Source organism: Streptomyces sp. So13.3 (assembly GCF_005860785.2).
Classification (GTDB): domain Bacteria; phylum Actinomycetota; class Actinomycetes; order Streptomycetales; family Streptomycetaceae; genus Actinacidiphila; species Actinacidiphila fildesensis.
On sequence record NZ_CP048835.1, the window covers coordinates 6815129 to 6836668 of the forward strand.

General features: G+C 71.1%; 19 protein-coding genes. 14 read left to right on the forward strand and 5 right to left on the reverse strand.

Annotated elements, in window-relative coordinates; all coding sequences use genetic code 11:
* Positions 1–27: 27 nt before the first annotated feature.
* Complete coding sequence (locus C8250_RS30570; protein WP_138356704.1) at positions 28–687, reverse strand: fasciclin domain-containing protein; 660 nt, start codon at positions 685–687, stop codon at positions 28–30.
* A 77-nt stretch (positions 688–764) separates the two neighbouring features.
* Positions 765–2330, reverse strand: coding sequence for a molybdopterin-dependent oxidoreductase (locus tag C8250_RS30575; protein ID WP_232485866.1), 1566 nt, complete (start codon positions 2328–2330; stop codon positions 765–767).
* Positions 2331–2579: 249 nt separating this feature from the next.
* On the opposite strand from C8250_RS30575, the gene C8250_RS30580 reads away from it, so the two are divergent.
* The 7 genes from C8250_RS30580 to C8250_RS30610 all read left to right on the forward strand — a co-directional run bounded on the left by C8250_RS30580 (position 2580) and on the right by C8250_RS30610 (position 11745).
* Entirely contained in the window at positions 2580–4520 is a 1941-nt protein-coding gene (locus C8250_RS30580; protein WP_138356702.1) for an acyl-CoA dehydrogenase family protein, read from the forward strand.
* Positions 4521–4630: 110 nt separating this feature from the next.
* Positions 4631–5878: a 1-deoxy-D-xylulose-5-phosphate reductoisomerase gene (gene dxr / locus C8250_RS30585; protein WP_138356701.1), complete on the forward strand. Its 1248-nt coding sequence runs from the start codon at positions 4631–4633 to the stop codon at positions 5876–5878.
* Positions 5875–7194, forward strand: a complete 1320-nt coding sequence (locus C8250_RS30590) for a site-2 protease family protein (RefSeq protein ID WP_138356700.1) — start codon at positions 5875–5877, stop codon at positions 7192–7194. The genes dxr and C8250_RS30590 overlap by 4 nt, the downstream gene beginning before the upstream one ends.
* 95 nt (positions 7195–7289) lie before the next feature.
* Positions 7290–8444 (forward strand): flavodoxin-dependent (E)-4-hydroxy-3-methylbut-2-enyl-diphosphate synthase, encoded by a 1155-nt coding sequence (gene ispG / locus C8250_RS30595; protein ID WP_138356699.1) that lies wholly within the window; start codon positions 7290–7292, stop codon positions 8442–8444.
* 125 nt (positions 8445–8569) lie between these two features.
* Positions 8570–9415, forward strand: a complete 846-nt coding sequence (locus C8250_RS30600) for a GNAT family N-acetyltransferase (protein WP_138356698.1) — start codon at positions 8570–8572, stop codon at positions 9413–9415.
* Between the two features lie 16 nt (positions 9416–9431).
* The gene (locus C8250_RS30605) at positions 9432–9989 is read left to right on the forward strand and encodes a GNAT family N-acetyltransferase (protein ID WP_138356697.1); all 558 of its coding nucleotides are present in this window, start codon (positions 9432–9434) and stop codon (positions 9987–9989) included.
* A gap of 70 nt (positions 9990–10059) precedes the next feature.
* Positions 10060–11745: a proline--tRNA ligase gene (locus tag C8250_RS30610; RefSeq protein ID WP_138356696.1), complete on the forward strand. Its 1686-nt coding sequence runs from the start codon at positions 10060–10062 to the stop codon at positions 11743–11745.
* 13 nt (positions 11746–11758) lie between these two features.
* On the opposite strand, the gene C8250_RS30615 is transcribed toward C8250_RS30610, so the two are convergent.
* The 3 genes from C8250_RS30615 to C8250_RS30625 all read right to left on the reverse strand — a co-directional run bounded on the left by C8250_RS30615 (position 11759) and on the right by C8250_RS30625 (position 13804).
* Positions 11759–12703, reverse strand: a complete 945-nt coding sequence (locus C8250_RS30615) for an aminoglycoside phosphotransferase family protein (RefSeq protein WP_138356695.1) — start codon at positions 12701–12703, stop codon at positions 11759–11761.
* 110 nt (positions 12704–12813) lie between these two features.
* Entirely contained in the window at positions 12814–13242 is a 429-nt protein-coding gene (locus tag C8250_RS30620) for a ferritin-like domain-containing protein (RefSeq protein WP_138356694.1), read from the reverse strand.
* 4 nt (positions 13243–13246) lie between these two features.
* A complete protein-coding gene (locus C8250_RS30625; RefSeq protein ID WP_244809457.1) occupies positions 13247–13804 on the reverse strand; it encodes a hypothetical protein in 558 nt (185 codons plus the stop codon).
* Positions 13805–13987: 183 nt separating this feature from the next.
* On the opposite strand from C8250_RS30625, the gene rimP reads away from it, so the two are divergent.
* The 7 genes from rimP to truB all read left to right on the forward strand — a co-directional run bounded on the left by rimP (position 13988) and on the right by truB (position 21228).
* The gene (rimP, locus tag C8250_RS30630) at positions 13988–14539 is read left to right on the forward strand and encodes a ribosome maturation factor RimP (protein ID WP_138356693.1); all 552 of its coding nucleotides are present in this window, start codon (positions 13988–13990) and stop codon (positions 14537–14539) included.
* A gap of 2 nt (positions 14540–14541) precedes the next feature.
* Positions 14542–15561: a transcription termination factor NusA gene (nusA, locus tag C8250_RS30635; RefSeq protein WP_138356692.1), complete on the forward strand. Its 1020-nt coding sequence runs from the start codon at positions 14542–14544 to the stop codon at positions 15559–15561.
* Between the two features lie 81 nt (positions 15562–15642).
* Complete coding sequence (locus tag C8250_RS30640; protein WP_138356691.1) at positions 15643–15942, forward strand: YlxR family protein; 300 nt, start codon at positions 15643–15645, stop codon at positions 15940–15942.
* A gap of 152 nt (positions 15943–16094) precedes the next feature.
* Positions 16095–19259 (forward strand): translation initiation factor IF-2, encoded by a 3165-nt coding sequence (gene infB / locus C8250_RS30645; RefSeq protein ID WP_138356690.1) that lies wholly within the window; start codon positions 16095–16097, stop codon positions 19257–19259.
* A gap of 193 nt (positions 19260–19452) precedes the next feature.
* Positions 19453–19746: a DUF503 domain-containing protein gene (locus tag C8250_RS30650; protein WP_138356689.1), complete on the forward strand. Its 294-nt coding sequence runs from the start codon at positions 19453–19455 to the stop codon at positions 19744–19746.
* A 61-nt stretch (positions 19747–19807) separates the two neighbouring features.
* Positions 19808–20308: a 30S ribosome-binding factor RbfA gene (gene rbfA, locus C8250_RS30655; RefSeq protein WP_138356688.1), complete on the forward strand. Its 501-nt coding sequence runs from the start codon at positions 19808–19810 to the stop codon at positions 20306–20308.
* A complete protein-coding gene (gene truB / locus C8250_RS30660; RefSeq protein ID WP_138356687.1) occupies positions 20305–21228 on the forward strand; it encodes a tRNA pseudouridine(55) synthase TruB in 924 nt (307 codons plus the stop codon). Before rbfA ends, truB begins: the two co-directional genes overlap by 4 nt.
* The last annotated feature ends 312 nt before the right edge of the window (positions 21229–21540 follow it).

Here is a 21540-nt window from a genome sequence, read left to right on the forward strand (position 1 = left end):
GGGGCCCCGGCGGATTGGCCGTTCCGGTCAGGAAACCGGCGGCATCAGGACGGTGTCGATGATGTAGACGTTGGCGTTCGAGGTCTTCACGTTGCCGCAGACCACGTTGGCCGTGTCGTTGACCTTGTAGGACTCGCCGGAACCCTTGGTCATGAGGGACTGCTTCTCCAGCGTGGGGAACATACCGCTGTTGAGCTGGTTCGGGGTCAGCGGCTGGCCGACCACGTGGTAGGTGAGGATCTTGGTGAGCGTGGCCTTGTCGTTCAGCACCTTGTCCAGGTCGGCCTTCGGGATCTTGGCGAAGGCGTCGTTCGTGGGCGCGAAGACGGTGATGTTCTGCGCGCTGTTGAGGGTGTCGACGAGACCGGCCTTCGTCACCGCGGTGACTAGGGTGGACAGCGCCGGGTTGTGCGACGCGGCGGTGGCCACCGGGTCCTTCGCCATACCGTCGAAGCTTCCGTTGCCCTCCTTCGGCACACCGGCACAGGCCGGGCCGAAGGGAGCGGACGCGTTCGTCGTGTCGCCCGCGGAGGACGACGGCGGCATGGCCGTTGTGGTCTGCGCGGCACTGCTCTTGTCGCCGGCGCTACCGCTGCCGCTGTCGGAACAGGCGGACGCAGTGACGGCGAGGACAGCGGCCGCGGCCGAGACGAGGGCGATACGACGGATACGGGTGGTGGTGTACATGACAGATCTCCTCATGAGGGTTCCCGGTGGGACCGGGTGGTGATGGGTGGAAGTGCCGGTGACGTGGTGCGTGGAGCTCACTCCACGGTGACCACCACCGAGTGCCAGCCCGTCGAACCGTCGGGCACGGTGCCCTGCCGGTCGCCGGTCTGGGTCCGGCCGGTGCGGTCCGTCGCGCGGACCTCGATACGGTGCGAACCGGGCTTGGCGTCCCAGAGGTACGACCACTGGCGCCAGGTGTCGGCGGTGTCCTCCGTGGCGGGCCTGGCGGCCTGCCACGCACCCCCGTCGATCCGCACCTCCGTCTTGTCGATGCCCCGGTGCTGGGCCCAGGCGACGCCCGCGACGGGCACGGGTCCCGCCTTCAGGGAGGCGAAGGGCCGGGGGGTGTCGATCCGGGACGACGTCTTGATGGGGGCCTGCGGGGACCAGCTGCGCCGGACCCAGTAGGCGTCGAAGTCGGCGAAGGTGGTCAGTTCCAGGTCGGTCAGCCACTTGCAGGCCGACACGTAGCCGTAGAGTCCGGGGACGAGCATCCGGACCGGGAAACCGTGGGTGAAGGGCAGCGGCTCGCCGTTCATCCCGACCGCGAGCATCGCGTCCCGGCCGTCGAGGACCGTCTCGACCGGGCTGCCGAGCGTCATCCCGTCCACCGAGCGCGCCACCAGCTGATCGGCGGGTCCGCCGGCGGACGGCGGACGGACCCCGGCCTCCTTCAGGAGTGCGGCGAGCGGCACCCCGATCCACCGGGCGTTGCCGGTGTACGGTCCGCCGACCTCGTTGGACACACAGGTCAGGGTGATGTCCCGCTCGATCAGCGGGCGCCGCAGCAGGTCCTGATAGCTGAACTCCAGCGGCTCGGTGACGCCCTTCCCATGGATCCGCAGCCGCCAGGTGTCGGCATTCACCTGGGGAACGGTGAGGGCGGTGTCCACCCGGTAGAAGGACGGATTGGGTGTCGTGAAGGGCTGCATCCCGGGGATCCGGAGATCGGCGCCCGCGGGTACCCGCCCCGCCGCCGACTGCGGGGCGGGCAGTTTCACGGAGTCGCGGGACGCGACGGCCGCGGCATCGGTGGAGTTCAGCCGCCGTCCGACGGTGCCGCCGACGGCGGAGAACGCGGCGGCCGCGGACGCGGCGACCAGGAACCCGCGCCGGTCGAAGGCACCGACGGGCCGCACTGGGCTCCCGGCGTCGTCCGTGGCAGGCGGGCCCTGGCCGTGGATCCGGCCGGCCAGCACCCACAGCACCGCCGCCCCGGCCAGTGCGCCGACGAGCGAGGGAAACGCGTCCGTCCACACCCCCACCGGCCGCCGGACCGCCGTCACCGCGCCGACCGCGCCGAAGACCGCCACACCGGCGACTCCCGCCGGCCGGTGGTGGACGGCGATCACGCCGATGACCGCGGCGAACAACGCCAGCGCGGCCACGATGCCCAACTGCAGCACCAGCTTGTCGGAGGTGCCGAAGTGCCGGATCGCCCAGTTCTTCACCTCGACCGGAGTCGCGTCGATCGCCGTTCCGCCGATCGCCGTCACCGGCGACGCCTGTGGTCCGACGGCGATGGCCACCAGCTCGGCGGCGGCGAGCGAGACGGCAGCCGCCAGTTCTCCGCTCACCGCGCCGAGCAGCAGCTCGCGCATCCAGTTCCGTTTCACACAGGGCATTCGGAGCGGGTGGTGAGCCGGATTGGTCCCTCACCCGATCGGGTGAGCCGACGTGCCCGTGCTCCCGGCCGGTGCTGCGCGGGGGGTGGTGGCCGCACGGGAATTGGGGTAGATACGGGCAAGTAGCACCGATCGGTAACCCGGCGACCCCGGTAGCTCGCTGACCGGGTCTCCCGGCGGCCGACCGCGCCCGTACATCCCGACTCCGCGGCGAGGTGAGCCCTCTTGACCGCACCATCCGCACACAACGTTTCTGAACGCGAGGCCCGGCAGGTGGCCGAGGCCGCCCGCGAACAGGACTGGCGGAAGCCCAGCTTCGCCAAGGAGCTGTTCCTGGGCCGCTTCAGGCTCGATCTGATCCATCCCCATCCCATGCCGGCGCCCGACGACGTCCAGCGCGGCGAGGAATTCCTCGCCAAGCTCCGGGACTTCTGCGAGACGAAGATCGACGGGGCCCGCATCGAACGCGAGGCGCAGATCCCCGACGAGGTCATCAACGGGCTCAAGGAGCTCGGCGCCCTCGGTATGAAGATCGACACGAAGTACGGCGGCCTGGGCCTCACCCAGGTGTACTACAACAAGGCCCTCGCGCTCGTGGGCTCCGCCAACGCCTCGATCGGCGCGCTGCTCTCCGCGCACCAGTCCATCGGCGTACCGCAGCCGCTCAAGATGTTCGGCACCACGGAGCAGAAGGAGACCTTCCTCCCGCGCTGCGCGCGCACCGACATCAGCGCCTTCCTGCTCACCGAACCCGACGTCGGCTCCGACCCGGCCCGGCTGGCGACCAGCGCGGTGCCCACCGAGGACGGTTCCGCCTACGTCCTGGACGGCGTCAAGCTCTGGACGACCAACGGCGTCGTCGCCGACCTGCTGGTCGTCATGGCCCGGGTGCCGAAGTCGGAGGGGCACAAGGGCGGCATCACCGCCTTCGTCGTCGAAGCGGGCTCCGAGGGCGTCACCGTCGAGCACCGCAACGCCTTCATGGGGCTGCGCGGCCTGGAGAACGGGGTCACCCGCTTCCACCAGGTCACCGTCCCCGCCGACCACCGCATCGGCCCCGAGGGCGCCGGCCTCAAGATCGCCCTCACCACCCTGAACACCGGCCGCCTCTCGCTGCCCGCGATGTGCGTCGGCGCCGGGAAGTGGTGTCTGAAGATCGCCCGCGAATGGTCGCTGGAGCGCGAGCAGTGGGGCAAGTCCATCGCGAAGCACGAGGCGGTCGGCTCGAAGATCGCCTTCATCGCGGCGACCACGTTCGCCCTCGAAGCGGTTCTCGACCTGTCGTCGCAGATGGCCGACGAGGACCGCAACGACATCCGGATCGAGGCCGCCCTCGCCAAGCTCTACGGCAGCGAGATGGCCTGTCTGATGGCCGACGAACTCGTGCAGATCCGCGGCGGCCGCGGCTTCGAGACCGCCGCGTCCCTCGCCGCCCGCGGCGAGCGCGCCGTCCCCGCCGAGCAGGTGCTGCGCGATCTGCGCATCAACCGCATCTTCGAGGGCTCGACGGAGATCATGCACCTGCTGATCGCCCGCGAGGCGGTCGACGCCCATCTGTCCGTCGCGGGCGACCTCATCGACCCCGACAAGAGCCTCGGCGACAAGGCGAAGGCCGGCGCCAGGGCCGGCGGGTTCTACGCCCGCTGGCTCCCCAAGCTCGTCGCCGGCGCCGGCCAACTGCCCACGTCGTACGCCGAGTTCCACCCGGACGGCTACCCGGACCTGGCCACCCACCTGCGGTACACCGAGCGCAGCGCGCGCAAGCTCGCCCGTTCGACGTTCCTGGCCATGGCGCGCTGGCAGGGCCGGATGGAGACCAAGCAGGGCTTCCTCGGCCGCATCGTCGACATCGGGGCGGAGCTCTTCGCGATGAGCGCGGCCTGCGTACGCGCCGAGATGCTGCGCTCGTCCGGCGAGGAGGGCCGGGCCGCGTACCAGCTCGCCGACGCGTTCTGCCGGCAGTCCCGGATCCGTGTCGAGGAGCTCTTCACCCGGCTGTGGTCCAACACCGACGACCTGGACCTCAAGGTCGTCGACGGCGTGCTCGGCGGTACCTACACCTGGCTGGAGGCGGGCATCGTCGACCTCAGCGGCGACGGCCCCTGGATCGCCGACGCCACCCCCGGCCCCGCCACGACCGAGAACGTCCACCGCCCCATCCGCTGAGCCCATCCGCTGACCCGGCTCCCGCGTACCGCTCCGCCCGCGGACCCGCCCGGGACCCGACACCCGCATCCCCTGTCCGAGCTGACAGGGGATGCGGCCACAATGGGAGGATGACGGACTCCCTCGCAGACCCGCATCACCGCGAATTCGCGGCCGCCGCCGACACCGACGGGCCCCGGGACATCGTGATCCTCGGCTCCACCGGTTCGATCGGCACCCAGGCCATCGACGTGGTGCTGCGCAACCCCGACCGCTTCCGCGTGGTGGCGCTGTCCGCCGCCGGCGGCCGGATCGAGCTGCTCGCCGAGCAGGCCCACCAGCTGCGGGTACGGACCGTGGCCGTGGCGGACGAGGACGCCGTCGAGCCGCTGCGGCAGGCGCTCGGCCGGCAGTACGGCGCCGGCGGGACGCTCCCCGAGATCCTGTCCGGCCCCGACGCCGCGACCCGGCTCGCCGCGAGCGAGTGCCACTCGGTCCTCAACGGCATCACCGGTTCGATCGGGCTCCGCCCGACGCTGGCGGCCCTGGAAGCCGACCGGGTGCTGATCCTCGCCAACAAGGAGTCGCTGATCGTCGGCGGTCCGCTGGTGAAGGCGCTCGCGAAGCCCGGGCAGATCATCCCGGTGGACTCCGAGCACTCCGCGCTCTTCCAGGCGCTGATGGGCGGCACCCGCGAAGAGGTCCGCAAGCTGATCGTCACGGCCTCCGGCGGCCCGTTCCGCGGCCGCACCAAGGAGGAGCTCGCCGGCGTCACCCCCAAGGACGCACTCGCGCATCCGACCTGGGACATGGGCCCGGTCATCACGATCAACTCCGCGACCCTGGTCAACAAGGGTCTGGAGGTCATCGAGGCACATCTGCTCTACGACATCCCCTTCGACCGGATCGAGGTCGTCGTCCATCCGCAGTCGTACATCCACTCGATGGTGGAGTTCGCCGACGGCTCGACCCTGGCCCAGGCGAGCCCGCCCGACATGCGGATGCCCATCGCGCTCGGCCTCGGCTGGCCCCGGCGGGTGCCGGATGCCGCACCCGCGTTCGACTGGTCGAAGGCGTCGACGTGGGAATTCTTCCCGTTGGACGACGACGCGTTCCCAGCGGTGGCTTTGGCGCGACATGTAGGTAGCCTCGGTGGCACCGCACCCGCGGTGTTCAACGCGGCGAACGAGGAATGCGTCGATGCCTTCCTCGCCGGCCGGCTGCCCTTCACGGGGATCGTGGACACCGTCGCCCGGGTGGTCGAGGAACACGGCCATCCGGATCCGGGAACTCGGCTGACCGTCGAGGACGTCCTTGAAGCGGAAGCGTGGGCACGGGCCCGCGCACGGGAACTGGCTACGGAGGCTGCACGGGTATGACGGCACTCATGTGGGGCGTCGGGATCGTCATCTTCGTCGTCGGCCTGCTGTTCTCCATCGCCTGGCACGAGCTCGGCCATCTCTCCACCGCCAAGCTCTTCAAGATCCGTGTGCCGCAGTACATGGTCGGCTTCGGGCCGACGATCTGGTCGCGGCACAAGGGCGAGACCGAGTACGGCTTCAAGGCGATCCCGCTCGGCGGCTACATCCGCATGATCGGCATGTTCCCGCCCGGCGCGGACGGCAAGGTCAGCGCCCGTTCCACCTCGCCGTGGCGCAGCATGATAGAAGACGCCCGTTCGGCCGCCTACGAGGAGCTGCAGCCGGGCGACGAGACGCGGATGTTCTACACGCGTAAGCCGTGGAAGCGCGTCATCGTCATGTTCGCCGGGCCGTTCATGAACCTGATCCTGGCGGTGGCGCTCTTCGCGGTCTCCCTGATGGGGATCGGCGGAAACGTCACGACCACGTCGATCGGCAGCGTCTCGGAGTGTGTGGTCAAGGCCTCCGCGGCGACCGACAAGGCCACCAAGGCCGATGTCTGCCCGAAGAACGCCGTGGCCCCGCCCGCCAAGGCCGCCGGCTTCAAGGCCGGGGACAAGATCGTCTCCTTCAACGGCAAGCCGGTCAGCGACTGGGACGACCTGTCGGACCAGATCCGCGACACCATCGGCCCGGCCACCGTCGGCGTCCTCCGGAACGGGCAGCAGCTCACCCTGCACCCGACCCTGGTCAAGAACACGGTGAACAAGAAGGACAGCGACGGCTTCCCGATCAAGGGCCAGTACGTCGACGCCGGATTCCTCGGCTTCAGCCCGGCCAACGGCGTCAGGACGCTGACCTTCGCCGAGTCCACCGACCGCATGGTCTCGATGACCAAGAACTCGATCCGCGGTATCGCCGACATCCCCTCGAAGATCCCCGCGCTGTGGGGATCGGCCTTCCAGGGCAAGGAGCGCACCGTCGACCAGCCCGTCGGCATGGTCGGTGTCGCCCGGATCGGCGGCGAGGTCTTCTCGCTGAAGATTCCCGCGACGCAGCAGATCGGCGTCATGATCAACCTGCTCGCCGGAGTGAACCTGTCGCTGTTCCTGTTCAACATGCTGCCGCTGCTCCCGCTCGACGGCGGTCACATCGCCGGCGCCCTGTGGGAGTCGCTGCGCCGCAGGCTGGCCAAGCTGACCCGGCGCCCGGACCCGGGCCCCTTCGACGTGGCCAAGCTGATGCCGGTCGCCTATGTCGTCGCGGGCATCTTCATCTGCTTCACGGCATTGGTGCTCGTCGCCGATGTCGTCAATCCGGTGACGCTCTCCTGACGGATGCGGGAGACGTGGGCGGGTTGCCGTAACCTCGGTAAACGGAGCCCGCCCACGCCGGGACCTTGTTCCACACCCTTGGGGATGCCAAGCACATGACCGCGATTTCGCTCGGAATGCCCGACGTTCCGATCAAGCTCGCCGACCGCCGCCACAGCCGCAAGATCCAGGTCGGGTCGGTCGCGGTGGGCGGGGACGCGCCGGTTTCGGTCCAGTCCATGACGACGACGGTGACGGCGGACATCGGGGCGACGCTCCAGCAGATCGCCGAGCTCACCGCTTCCGGCTGCCAGATCGTGCGGGTGGCCTGCCCCACGCAGGACGACGCCGACGCGCTCGCCACCATCGCCAAGAAGTCGCAGATCCCGGTGATCGCGGACATCCACTTCCAGCCGAAGTACGTCTTCGCGGCGCTCGACGCCGGCTGCGCGGCCGTCCGCGTCAACCCCGGCAACATCAAGCAGTTCGACGACAAGGTCAAGGAGATCGCGAAGGCGGCGGCTTCGGTCGGCACCCCGATCCGGATCGGCGTCAACGCGGGCTCGCTGGACCGCCGGCTGATGGAGAAGTACGGCAAGGCCACCCCCGAGGCGCTGGTCGAGTCCGCGCTGTGGGAGTGCTCGCTGTTCGAGGAGCACGGCTTCCGTGACATCAAGATCTCGGTGAAGCACAACGACCCGGTCGTGATGGTCAACGCCTACCGGCTGCTCGCCGGCAAGTGCGACTACCCCCTCCACCTCGGTGTCACCGAGGCCGGTCCCGCGTTCCAGGGCACCATCAAGTCCGCCGTCGCGTTCGGCGCGCTGCTGTCCGAGGGCATCGGCGACACCATCCGCGTCTCGCTCTCGGCCCCGCCGGTCGAGGAGATCAAGGTCGGCCTGCAGATCCTGGAGTCGCTGAACCTCAAGCAGCGCCGCCTGGAGATCGTCTCCTGCCCGTCCTGCGGCCGTGCCCAGGTCGACGTCTACAAGCTCGCCGACCAGGTCTCCGCCGGCCTTGAGGGCATGGAGGTGCCGTTGCGCGTCGCCGTCATGGGGTGCGTCGTGAACGGCCCCGGTGAGGCCCGCGAGGCCGACCTCGGTGTCGCGTCCGGCAACGGCAAGGGCCAGATCTTCGTCAAGGGCGAGGTCATCAAGACCGTGCCGGAGTCGAAGATCGTGGAGACCCTGATCGAAGAGGCGATGAAGATCGCCGAGCAGATGGAAGCGGACGGCATCGCGTCCGGCGAGCCCCAGGTCAACGTGAGCTGACCGGGGAAGGCCGCTGAGGCCACCTCCGCGAAACTCCCCTCCGCGAGGTAAAGTGCGAAGATCTACCCCCGGCCGTGTGGCCGGGGGTACCCCCGCCCCCCGCGGCCTGTAGGTGAGGCGCACACGTGTTGACGACGACGACCGCGAAGGTCCTGGAGGCCGGCGAACTCGACGCCGCCCTCGAAGTGCTCGACCGCGACCCCGTGTCCAACGCGTTCGTCGCCTCCCGTGTGAACGTCGCGGGCCTCGACCCCTGGCGCCTCGGCGGCGAGATGTGGGGCTGGTACTCCGGCGGCCGGCTCGCCTCCCTGTGCTACGCCGGCGCCAATCTGGTGCCGATCTGCGCGGGCCCGGAAGCCGTCCGCGCCTTCGCCGAGCGGGCCCGCCGGGCGGGCCGCCGCTGCTCGTCGATCGTCGGACCCGCCGAGCCCACCACCGAACTGTGGTCGCTGCTCGAACCCAGCTGGGGCCCGGCCCGGGAGATCCGCAGCCGTCAGCCGCTGATGACCACCCGGGCGCTGCCCGCCGGCATCACCCCCGACCCCCTCGTCCGGCGCGTCCGCCGTGACGAGATGGATGTGATCATGCCCGCGTGCGTGGCCATGTTCACCGAAGAGGTCGGCGTCTCCCCGCTCGCGGGGGACGGCGGGCTGCTCTACCAGGCCCGGGTCGCCGAACTCGTCACCGCCGGACGGTCGTTCGCCCGCATCGAGAACGGCCGGGTGGTCTTCAAGGCCGAGATCGGCGCCGTCACCCGGCACGCCTGCCAGATCCAGGGCGTCTGGGTGGCGCCGGAGTACCGGGGACAGGGCCTGTCGGAGGCGGGGATGGCCGCCGTGCTGCACTACGCGCTGCGGGATGTGGCCCCGGTCGCCAGCCTGTACGTCAACGACTTCAACGCACCCGCCCGTGCCTCCTACCGCCGGGTGGGATTCACCGAGGTCGGAGCCTTCATGAGCGTGCTGTTCTGACGTAATGTCCCGTCCCATGGAAGATGTCGTGGTCGGCCGTCTGGACCTCGAGGAACGGGTCGACGAGGCGCTCGCCGTACAGGCCCTCGCCTTCGGTCTCGACGACGACGAGATCGCCATCCGCCGCCAGATCGTCGTGCGGCATCTCGCCTGCCCCGGCGCCCGCGCCCTCGGTGCCACCACCGAGGACGGACGGCTCGTCGGCTTCGTCTACGGCATGCCCAACGACCGCGCGCACTGGTGGTCCACCGTCGTCCAGCCGTATCTGCGGCACCGCGGCACCGAGCAGTGGCTCGACGGCTCCTTCGTCATCACGGAGCTGCACGTACTGCCCGCCTTCCAGGGGCTGGGCATCGGACGGCAGCTGATCACCACCATCACCGACACGGCCACCGAACCGCGCAGCATCCTCTCCGCGATCGACGTCGAGAGCCCCGCCCGCCGGCTCTACCGGGCGCTCGGCTACCAGGACCTGGCCCGTCCCGTGCACTTCCCCAGCGCGACGAGCCCGTACGCGGTGATGGGCGCGCCCCTGCCGCTGCGCCGCCCGGACCGGCCCCGGGATCCGGCATAACGCATTTCCGTGCCGCCGGACGGGCTGGATATCCTCGCGGGAATCCCCGTCAAGCCCCTGGAGAGCCACCATGGTCCTGCGCATGTCCCGTCTGATGCTCAAGACACTGCGCGACGACCCGGCCGACGCCGAGACCGCCAGCCACAAGCTGCTGGTCCGCGCCGGTTTCGTCCGCCGCTCGTCGGCGGGCGTCTGGATCTGGCTGCCGCTCGGCAAGCGGGTCCTGGAGAACGTCTCCCGCGTCGTCCGCGAGGAGATGGACGCCATCGGCGGCCAGGAAGTGCTGCTGCCCGCGCTGCTGCCGCGGGAGAACTACGAGACGACCGGCCGCGCGGGCGAGTACGGCGACCTGCTCTTCCAGCTCAAGGACCGCAAGGGCGCGGACTACGTCCTCGGCCCGACCCACGAGGAGATCTTCACCCAGGTGGTGAAGGACCAGTGCACGTCCTACAAGGACCTGCCGGTGATCCTCTACCAGATCCAGACGAAGTACCGGGACGAGGCCCGCCCGCGCTCCGGCGTGCTGCGCGGCCGTGAGTTCCAGATGAAGGACTCGTACTCCTTCGACACCACGGACGAGGGGCTGGCCGAGGCGTACCGGGCGCACCGTGACGCGTACATCCGGATCTTCACGCGGCTCGGCTTCGACTACCGCATCGTCTCCGCGGTCTCCGGCGCGATGGGCGGCTCGGCGTCCGAGGAGTTCCTCGCTCCGGCCGCGGCCGGCGAGGACACCTTCGTGGACTGTCCGGCCTGCGAGTACGCGGCGAACACCGAGGCCGTCACCACGGTCGTGCCGCCCGTCGAGGGCGTGGAGCACGGCCCCGTCGAGGAACTCGACACCCCCGACACCCCGACCATCGAGACCCTCGCCGCGCACCTGGGCGTCCCGGCGTCCGCGACGCTGAAGAACCTGTTGGTGAAGGTCGACGGCAAGATCACCGCCGTCGGCGTCCCCGGTGACCGCGAGGTCGACCTCGGCAAGCTCGGCGAGCACCTCGCCCCGGCCGTCGTCGAGCTGGTCACCGCCGAGGACTTCGAGGGCCGCCCGGAGCTCGTCCGCGGCTATGTGGGACCGCAGGGCCTGGGCATCGACTACATCGCCGATCCGCGCATCGCCCCCGGCACCGCCTGGATCACGGGCGCCAACACGAGCGGCAAGCACGCCCGCAACGTCGTCTGCGGCCGGGACTTCGAGGTGGACCGCTACCTCGACGTCGTCACCGTGCGGCCCGGCGACCCCTGCCCGCGCTGCGGCGCCGGACTGCGGCTGGACCGTGCGATCGAGATCGGTCACATCTTCCAGCTCGGCCGCAAGTACGCCGACGCCTTCCAGCTCGACGTACTCGGCCAGCAGGGCAAGCCGGTGCGGGTGACCATGGGCTCCTACGGGATCGGCGTCTCCCGTGCGGTCGCCGCCCTCGCCGAGCAGACCGCCGACGGCCAGGGCCTGTGCTGGCCGCGCGAGGTCGCCCCCGCCGATGTGCACCTCGTCGCGGCCGGCAAGGCCCTGCAGACCGAGCTGGCGCTGGAGGTCGCGGAGAAGCTGCACGCCGCAGGTGTCCGGGTGCTGCTCGACGACCGCGCCGGGGTCTCGCCGGGCGTGAAGTTCACCGACGCGGAACTCATCGGCGTCCCGCAGATCCTCGTCGTCGGCCGCCGCGCGGCCGAGGGCGTCGTGGAACTGAAGGACCGCCGGTCGGGCGAGCGGGTCGAGCTGACGGTCGACGAGGCGCTCGCCCGGCTGACCGGCTGACCGACGACACGGACTAGAGCCAGCTGGCGAACTCCAGCAGGAGTTCGCCGGCCTGGCTGTCGCCGACCGACAGCGCCCAGACGCCCGCCTCGACGGCCCGGAAGTGGCTCCAGCCGCGCAGCCGCTCCGGGTCCACGTCGAGCGCGGCGCCGAGCTTGGCGACCCGGCGGCGGGCCGCCGCCTGCGGGCCAGGGGACGCGGCCAGCGTCTCGACCCGGTCCCGGACCAGCCAGGCGAGGTCGTACGCCCGCTCGCCGACCAGCGGCTTGGGGTCGATGGCCAGCCACGGGCTGCGCTCGGCGGCCAGGACGTTGCCGTGGTGGTAGTCGCCGTGCAGCAGCACGTCCTCGGCCGGACCGGCCAGCAGCTGCTCGCGCAGCGCCAGCGCCTCGTCGATGAGCGGGCGCACCTCCGCCGCCCAGGGCTGCTCACGGCGCTCCCGCAGGTGGTCGGCGAGACCGGCGGTGCAGTCGGCGACCGAGGTGAACGGATGGCCCTCGGCCGGCGCCACCCACAGCCGCTGCAAGGTGGCCGTCGCCTCGAGCATCGCCTTGGGCTCCGGGAGGGAGCGCAGGGACACCTCGCCCTGCAGCCGCTCCAGCAGCATCGCGCCCAGGGTGGGCTCCGCGCGCAGCAGCCGGACCGCGCCGCGGCCGTCCCAGTGGGCGAGCGCGGCGTGCTCGTGCTCGGTCTCGGGGGTGACCATGCCCAGCTTGAGCACGGCGGGGGTGCCGTCCGCCGTCCGGACGAGCACGATCATGCTGATCTGGCCGCCGGGGGTGAACACCCGCTCCGGCCGCAGTTCCCACCGCTCCAGCGTTCCGGCCACCCGGCCCGGCAGCGCCGCGAGCCACTCCCGGCCGGCGTCGCCCTCCCAGGCCCCGATCGTGCGGACCAGCCGGTCGGGCGGGTCCAGCGGAATGGTGCCGGGGCCGCCGGGCTGCGGTGCTGAAGCCATGGTTGTGCTGTCCCTCCGTGGATCTTTCGCGGGCGGGCGTCCCCGCGGGGGGATGCCTTCCCGTTCTGCCGTGTCCTACAGCCCTGACACGGCTCCTTGCGGTGCGGCTCTCACGGTGCGCTCCGCTCGGCCAACCCGGGGAAGGCTACGCTGCCGCCGCGCCACCGCACGGCACGCACCGCCGCCTCACGCAGCGCTCCGGCCGCGTCCCGGCGCGGCTCCCCGGTGGCCGCGCGCACCACATCCCCGTACACACCGGCGACCCGGTCCTCGATCACGGCGGCCAGCCGTACGGCCGCCGCGCTGTCGGTGACCGGGAACGGCAGTGCGTACCCGGCGTCCGCCGGCACCGGTTCCGCGCCGAGGTCCCGCACGGTGCGACTCAGCGCGTCGCGGCGGGCGCGGTGCGAGTCGTAGGCAGCGCGGGCGTCGGAGGCGCGCGGCTTCGCGACCCGCGCACCTATCACCCCATAGGCGTAAACCGCGGCGTGTTCCGCGGCGAGCGCCGCCTGGACCGCGTCCAGGGTCCGCTGTGTCATCTCGTCAGCCCTTCCCCGTCAGCAGGACGACGTGCGCCGCCCCGGCGGCGGCCACTGAGGCGAGCAGCCGGGCGAGCTCGGGCGGTGCGTCGAGCAGCGCGGTAGCGCGGGCGTCCGCGAGCCGGCGTTCGGCGGCGGCGAGCGCCCCGAGCGTGGGGGGAGCGGTGGCGGCGGTGGTGCCGGTGGCACCCGGCGTTCCGGCGGGGGCCGGCTTCGGCACCGTGGCGCCGAACGCCTGGGCGTGCCGGGCGACTTCGGCCCGCAGCGGCGCCAGCCGCGCGGTGAGGTCCGGCCGGGCCGCGAGGAGACCGTCGTAGTGCGCGAGGAGTGCGGTGCTGTCCGCGGCCGCCCGCGCCCGCAGCGCGGCACCCGGCACGGCCGGGGGAGTGTCCTTCAGGGTGTCCGCCGCGGCCGGGGTCCCGCCGGAACAGCCCGTGGCGAGTCCGGCCAGCGCCGCCAGCCCGCCCGCGCCGGCCACCAGCGGCACACCGGCGGCCGAGGCCAGTACCGTCCGTCTGCCCGGCGTCCCTCTGCCTGTCACCGCGCCCCCTCCCGTGATCACCGACCAGAGCGTACCGGGCGGCGGCCGGGCGCGGCCCGGGCGACGGTGGCCGGCCGGCTCCGCCGCAGGGCAGCGCTGGGGGGCGAGCCACGCCGAATCGTCGATCCGGTGTCGGAACCGATAGGCTTTGGGGCGACACGCGACCTTCCATACAACAGCACACGCGGCCGAGGAGTCACCCGGATGAGCACCACCCAGAGCGAGAGGCTGCGCGGATTGCTGGAGCCGCTCGTCGCCAAGACGGGTCTGGATCTGGAAGAGGTCACAGTGACCGCGGCGGGCAGCCGCCGGCAGCTGATGGTCGTGGTGGATTCCGATGACGGCGTGCAGCTCGACGCGGTCGCCGAGCTGAGCCGGGACATCGCCCAGGTGCTCGACGACACGGACGCGATGGGCCAGGGCGAGTACGTCCTGGAGGTCAGCTCCCCGGGTACCGACCGGCCGCTGACCACGCCCCGGCACTTCCGCCGCAACGAGGGCCGGCTGGTCAAGCTGACGCTCAACAACCACGAAGAGCTGACCGCGCGGATCATGGCGCTGGACGAGGCGGGCCTCGATCTGGAGGTCCCCGGCATCAAGGGGCGCAAGCCCAAGCCGCGCCGGGTGGAGTTCGCGGAGATCGCGAAGGCCCGGGTGGAGATCGAGTTCAACCGCAAGAACAAGGACGACGACGTCGACGCAGCGGATACGGCCGACGCCGACACCGACAGCGACGAGAGCATTGAGGAGGCGTAGCCGTGGACATCGACATGAAGGCCCTACGGGGGTTGGTGCAGGAGAGGCAGATTTCGTTCGACCTGCTGGTCGGGGCGATCGAGTCCGCGCTCCTCATCGCCTACCACCGGGAGCCGGGCAGCCACCGCCGGGCCCGGGTGGAGCTCGACAAGTCGTCGGGACATGTGACGGTGTGGGCGAAGGAGGACCCGTCCGAGGTCGCCGAGGGCGCCGAGCCCCGCGAGTTCGACGACACCCCTTCCGGGTTCGGCCGGATCGCCGCCTCCACGGCGAAGCAGGTCATCCTGCAGCGGCTGCGGGACGCGGAGGACGACATCACGTTCGGCGAGTACGCCGGCCGTGAGGGCGACATCGTCTCCGGTGTCGTCCAGCAGGGCATGGACGCCAAGAACGTGCTGGTCGACATCGGCAAGATGGAAGCCATCCTGCCGGTGCAGGAGCAGGTGCCGGGCGAGGACTACAAGCACGGTGTGCGGCTGCGCTCCTACGTCGTCCGCGTCGCCAAGGGCGTGCGCGGACCGTCGGTGACGCTGTCGCGCTCGCACCCCAACCTGGTGCGCGCCCTGTTCAAGATGGAGGTCCCGGAGATCGCGGACGGTTCGGTCGTCATCGAGGCGATCGCCCGCGAGGCCGGCCACCGGACGAAGATGGCGGTGCGCTCCACCCGCTCCGGGCTGAACGCCAAGGGCGCCTGCATCGGCCCGATGGGCTCCCGCGTGCGGGCGGTCATGGCCGAGCTGCAGGGCGAGAAGATCGACATCGTGGACTGGTCGGACGACCCGGCCGACATGGTGGCGAACGCCCTGTCGCCGGCCCGGGTGTCCCGCGTCGAGGTCGTGGACCTGTCGGCCCGCTCCGCCCGGGTGACCGTGCCGGACTACCAGCTGTCGCTCGCCATCGGCAAGGAAGGGCAGAACGCCCGCCTCGCCGCCCGGCTGACCGGCTGGCGGATCGACATCCGTCCGGACATCGAGCCGGAGGGCGCCGAGGAGTCCGGCGAATCGGACACTTCACGCGCCTGAATGTCAACCCACGACTGACCGAACAACCGTGCGTCGAATAACCCGAAGGGGTGAGGTCGGCGCGGGGAGGTAGACTGAGCAGTGTCTGGCCGGACGCGTTCCCTTGCGTGCCCTGAGCGAACCTGTGTGGGTTGCCGGGAACGGGTGGCCAAGAACGATCTGCTGCGTGTGGCGGTGAGCGGTGACGCGTGCGTCCCCGATCCTCGCGGTACGCTGCCCGGTCGGGGTGCTCACTTGCACCCTGACCTGGTCTGTTTCGACCTGGCGGTTCGCCGCCGGGCCTTCTCCAGGGCCTTCAGGTCCAAGGAGACGTTCGACACCGCGGAACTCCGCCGGTACGTCGAGCAGAACACCAAGCCCGTCGAAGTGGCGGCACCGTAAGTGAACGGCACGGGTATCCGTGCGGTCAGGTACCTCGCGAGTCGGAAGTAGGTCGAGATTGCGATGAGCACCACTCGATGAGTACGCGATGAGTACGAGCATGAAGTAGCGACGGTCCGGCGGACGATCACCCCGGACCTAAAAGGAGCGAAGTGGCTAAGGTCCGGGTATACGAACTCGCCAAGGAGTTCGGAGTTGAGAGCAAGGTCGTCATGGCCAAGCTCCAAGAACTTGGTGAATTCGTACGTTCGGCGTCCTCGACGATCGAGGCGCCGGTTGTTCGCAAGTTGACTGACGCTTTGCAGGGGCCCGGTGGCGGAAACGCCGCGAAGCCCGCTGCCAAGCCCGGCGCGCCCCGCAAGGCGACGTCTGCCAAGCCTGGCGCCCCCACTCCGGGTGCGCCGGCCCGTCCCGCTGCGCCGGCTCCCAAGCCGGCCGCGGACGCCCCCGTAACTCCGGCGGCTCCGGCCGCCACGGGCACCGGCTCCACGCCGGCCGGCCCCCGTCCGGGTCCGAAGCCGGCCCCGGTCAAGCCCGCTCCGGCGGCTCCGGTCCCGGTCGCGGAGTTCTCCGCCCCGGCTCCGACCCAGCAGGCGCAGCAGGCCCCGCAGGCGCCGGCGGCCTCCGCCCCGGCGGCTCCGTCCTCCGCGCCGCGTCCCGCGGGTGCCACTCCCGGCCCCCGTCCGGCACGTCCGGCCCCGGCACAGCGCGAAGAGCGCCGTGACGGCGGTCAGCGTGACGCCGCGCCGCGTGGCGACCGTCCGGCCCGTCCGGCCGGCCAGGGTGCGCCCGGTGGCGCCCCGCGTCCCGGTGGCGCCCGTCCGGCGGGTCCCCGTCCGGGCAACAACCCCTTCACCTCCGGTGGCTCCACCGGGATGCAGCGCCCCGGTGGCGCCCCGCGTCCCGGCGGTGGCGGCCAGGGTGCTCCCGGCGGCGAGCGTCCCGCTCGTCCGGCCGGCACGGGTGGTCCCGGTGGCGCTCCGCGTCCCGGCGGCGCCCCGCGTCCCGGTGGTGCGGGCGGTCCCGGCGGTGCCGGTCGTCCGGCTCCCGGTGGGATGCCCCGCCCGCAGAGCTCCGGCCCGCGCCCGAACCCGGGCATGATGCCGCAGCGTCCCGCCCCGTCCGGTGGTCCCGGCGGCCGCTCCGGCGGACCCGGCGCCCGTCCCGGTGGCGGTCCCGGTGCTCGTCCCGGTGGTGGCAGCGGTGGTCCCGGTGCTCGTCCCGGTGGTGGCGGCGGCGGTTTCGCCGGCCGTCCGGCCGGTCCCGGTGCGCGTCCCGGCGGCTTCGGCGGCCCGCGTCCCGGTGGTGCTCCCGGCGGTGGCGGTGGCTTCGGTCCCCGTCCCGGCGGCTTCGGCGGCCGTCCCGGCGGCCCCAACGCCCGTGGTGGCACGCAGGGTGCCTTCGGCCGTGGCCCGAACGGCCGTCCGGCCCGTGGCCGCAAGTCGAAGCGCCAGCGTCGCCAGGAGTACGAGAGCATGCAGGCTCCGTCCGTGGGCGGCGTGCTGCTGCCCCGCGGTAACGGTGCTGCCGTACGACTGCGTCGCGGCTCCTCTCTCACCGACTTCGCCGAGAAGATCAACGCCAACCCGGCGTCGCTCGTCCAGGTGATGTTGAACCTCGGCGAAATGGTCACGGCGACGCAGTCGGTTCCCGACGCGACGCTGCAGCTGCTCGCCGACGAGATGAACTACGTCCTGGAGATCGTCAGCCCGGAGGAGGAGGACCGCGAGCTGCTCGAGTCCTTCGACATCGAGTTCGGCGAGGACGAGGGCGGCGAGGAAGAGCTCGTCTCCCGTCCGCCGGTCGTGACCGTCATGGGTCACGTCGACCACGGTAAGACCCGCCTCCTCGACGCGATCCGCAAGACCAACGTGATCGCGGGCGAGGCCGGTGGCATCACCCAGCACATCGGTGCCTACCAGGTCGCGGCCGAGGTGAACGGTGAAGAGCGCAAGATCACCTTCATCGACACCCCCGGTCACGAGGCGTTCACCGCCATGCGTGCCCGTGGTGCCAAGTCGACCGACATCGCGATCCTCGTGGTGGCGGCCAACGACGGTGTCATGCCGCAGACGATCGAAGCGTTGAACCACGCCAAGGCGGCCGGCGTGCCGATCGTGGTCGCGGTCAACAAGATCGACGTCGAGGGCGCCGACCCCGTCAAGGTGCGCGGTCAGCTGACCGAGTTCGGCCTCGTGGCCGAGGAGTACGGCGGCGACACCATGTTCGTCGACATCTCCGCCAAGCAGGGTCTGCACATCGACAGCCTGCTGGAGGCCGTGGTCCTCACCGCGGACGCCTCGCTCGACCTGCGGGCCAACCCGGAGCAGGACGCACAGGGCATCGCGATCGAGGCTCACCTCGACCGTGGCCGTGGCGCCGTGGCGACCGTGCTCGTACAGCGCGGCACCCTGCGCATCGGCGACACCATGGTGGTCGGCGACGCGTACGGCCGGGTCCGCGCGATGCTCGACGACCGTGGCAACACGCTGGAAGAAGCGGGCCCCTCGACTCCGGTCATGGTGCTCGGTCTCACCAACGTGCCCGGCGCCGGCGACAACTTCCTCGTTGTCGACGACGACCGCACGGCCCGTCAGATCGCCGAGAAGCGTGCCGCTCGTGAGCGGAACGCGGCGTTCGCCCGCAAGGGTGTCCGGTTCTCCCTGGAGAACCTGGACGAGGCCCTGCAGGCCGGTCTGGTGCAGCAGCTCAACCTCATCATCAAGGGCGACGCGTCCGGTTCGGTCGAAGCGCTCGAGTCCTCGCTCATGCAGCTGGACGTCGGTGCCGAGGTCGACCTGCGCATCCTGCACCGCGGTGTGGGTGCGGTCACCGAGTCGGACATCAACCTGGCATCGGGTTCCGACGCCATCGTCATCGGCTTCAACGTGCGCGCCGAAGGCCGCGCCACGCAGCTGGCCGAGCGCGAGGGTGTCGACGTCCGGTACTACTCGGTGATCTACCAGGTCATCGATGAGATCGAGGCGGCCCTGAAGGGCATGCTCAAGCCGGAGTACGAAGAGGTCGAGCTCGGCACCGCCGAGATCCGCGACGTCTTCCGCTCCTCCAAGCTGGGCAACATCGCCGGTGTCCTCATCCGCTCGGGCGAGGTCAAGCGCAACACCAAGGCGCGACTCCTCCGCGACGGCAAGGTCATCGCGGAGAACCTCAACATCGAGGGTCTGCGCCGGTTCAAGGACGACGTCACCGAGATCCGGGAAGGCTACGAGGGCGGTATCAACCTCGGCAGCTACAACGACATCAAGGTCGACGACGTCATCGCGACGTACGAGATGCGCGAGAAGCCGCGCGGCTGATCGCCCACCCGCCGCCCGGCCACCACCCCTGGTGGGCCGTGCTGCGCACGGGCAGTGCATTTCACCGGGGCCGGTCGGCGGAGATATTCCGTCGATCGGCCCCGGCCGTTGCGTGTACCGTTCACATCATGGATCGCGCCTGTCACCAGGGGCGTAACGACGAGGCCTCCCAGGGCGGCTAGCCCTGTCGCCCATGTATGCAGGAACGCTGTCCTTCGACCTCCTCCTCGGCGACGTACATTCGCTCAAGGAGAAGAGGTCCGTCGTCCGCCCGATCATCGCCGAGCTGCACCGCAAGTTCGCGGTCAGTGTGGCGGAGACGGGCGAGCAGGACCTTCACCGCAGGGCCGAGATAGGCATCGCGGTCGTGTCCGGGGATCTCGGACACATCAAGGACGTACTCGACCGGTGCGAGCGATGGATGATCGCCCGGCCCGAGGTGGAACTGCTGTCGGCACGGCAGCGGATCCACGGCGACGACGACTGACCGATCGGCGGTCGGCCGGCGCCTGGAAGACCAGAGCAGTAACGAAGAAGGAGACGGACAAGTGACCGACACCTCGCGGGCGCGCAAGCTGGCCGACCGCATCCGGGTCGTGGTCGCGGAAACGCTGCAGCGGCGGATCAAGGACCCGCGGCTCGGCTACGTGACGATCACGGACACCCGGGTCACGGGTGACCTGCAGGACGCGACGGTGTTCTACACGGTCTACGGCGACGACGAGGACCGTGCGGCGTCCGCCGCCGCACTGGAGAGCGCCAAGGGCATCCTGCGCTCCGAGGTCGGTCGGCAGCTCGGGGTGCGCTTCACCCCGACGCTGACGTTCGTCGCGGACGCCCTCCCGGAGAACGCGAAGACCATCGACGATCTGCTGGCCAGGGCCCGTGCCTCGGACGAGCAGGTGCGCAAGGCCGCCACCGACGCCTCGTACGCGGGCGACGCGGACCCGTACCGCAAGCCGGTGGAGGACGAGGACGACGACACGGACGCCGACGCCGACGCGGCGAAGACCGCGAAGGACGACGACAAGGGCTCCGCGACCGCATGAAGCGCAAAGGCCAGGGCCCGGACGGCCTAGTGATCGTCGACAAGCCGGCCGGGCTCACCTCGCACGCCGTGGTCGCCCGCATCCGCCGTTTCGCGGGCACCCGGCGCGTCGGGCACGCGGGCACCCTCGACCCGATGGCGACCGGAGTGCTCGTCATCGGCGTCGAGAAGGCCACCCGGCTCCTCGGCCACCTCGCGCTCACGCGCAAGGAGTACGTCGCGACGATCCGGCTCGGCCAGACCACCGTGACGGACGACGCCGAGGGCGAGGTCACGGAGAGCGCCGGCGCGGCCGGTGTCGAGCTGACGGCCGTCCAGGACGGAATCGCCAAGCTCAGCGGCGACATCATGCAGGTGCCGTCCAAGGTCAGCGCCATCAAGGTCAACGGCGTCCGGTCGTACACCAGGGTCCGGGAGGGCGAGGAGTTCGAGCTGGCCTCCCGCCCGGTGACCATCTCCTCCTTCGTGCTGCACGAGGACCGCACCGCGACGGCGGAGGACGGCACGGCCGTCCTGGACCTGGACGTCACCGTCGAGTGCACCTCCGGCACCTACATCCGGGCCCTGGCCCGCGATCTCGGCGCGGACCTGGGCACCGGCGGCCATCTGACCGCGCTGCGGCGCACCCGGGTGGGCCCGTACGACCTGAGCAGCGCCCGCACCGTGGACGAGCTCGAAGCGACGTACCAGGCCGACGGGGCGGAAGCCTTCCAGGTCATGCCGATCGGCGAGGCCGCCGCCGCGGCGTTCCCCCGCTGGGACGTGGACGCCGACCAGGCCCGCCTGCTCGTCAACGGCGTCCGCCTCAAGACCGACGGCATGGGCCCCGGCACTCACGCGGCCTTCGACCCCGACGGCCGCTTCCTGGCCCTCGTCGAGGACCGCGACGGCCAGACGAAGATCCTCGCGGTCCTCGTCTGACGCGAGTGCGTGACGCGCGTGCGTGACCTGACGGGATCCGGACCGGCCATCGAGCGGGTCCGGATCCTCGGTATCCGCAGTCGTCGCGCTCCCCTAGGGCACGGTCAGGCCCCCATCGTGGAGCGGGCGTCCGTGTCCCCGCGCGGACGCCCGCTCCACGATCCCCCTCCTGCTCGTATACCTATCCTCCTCACACCCGGAATTCACCCCAACGGGTGGGCGCTCGGAGTGAACTTCGGGGTGTACGGGGGCGCGTTGGGTGCGCGATCAATAGCGGGCGATCACCGTGGGCATACCGTGGAAGGCGGTTGA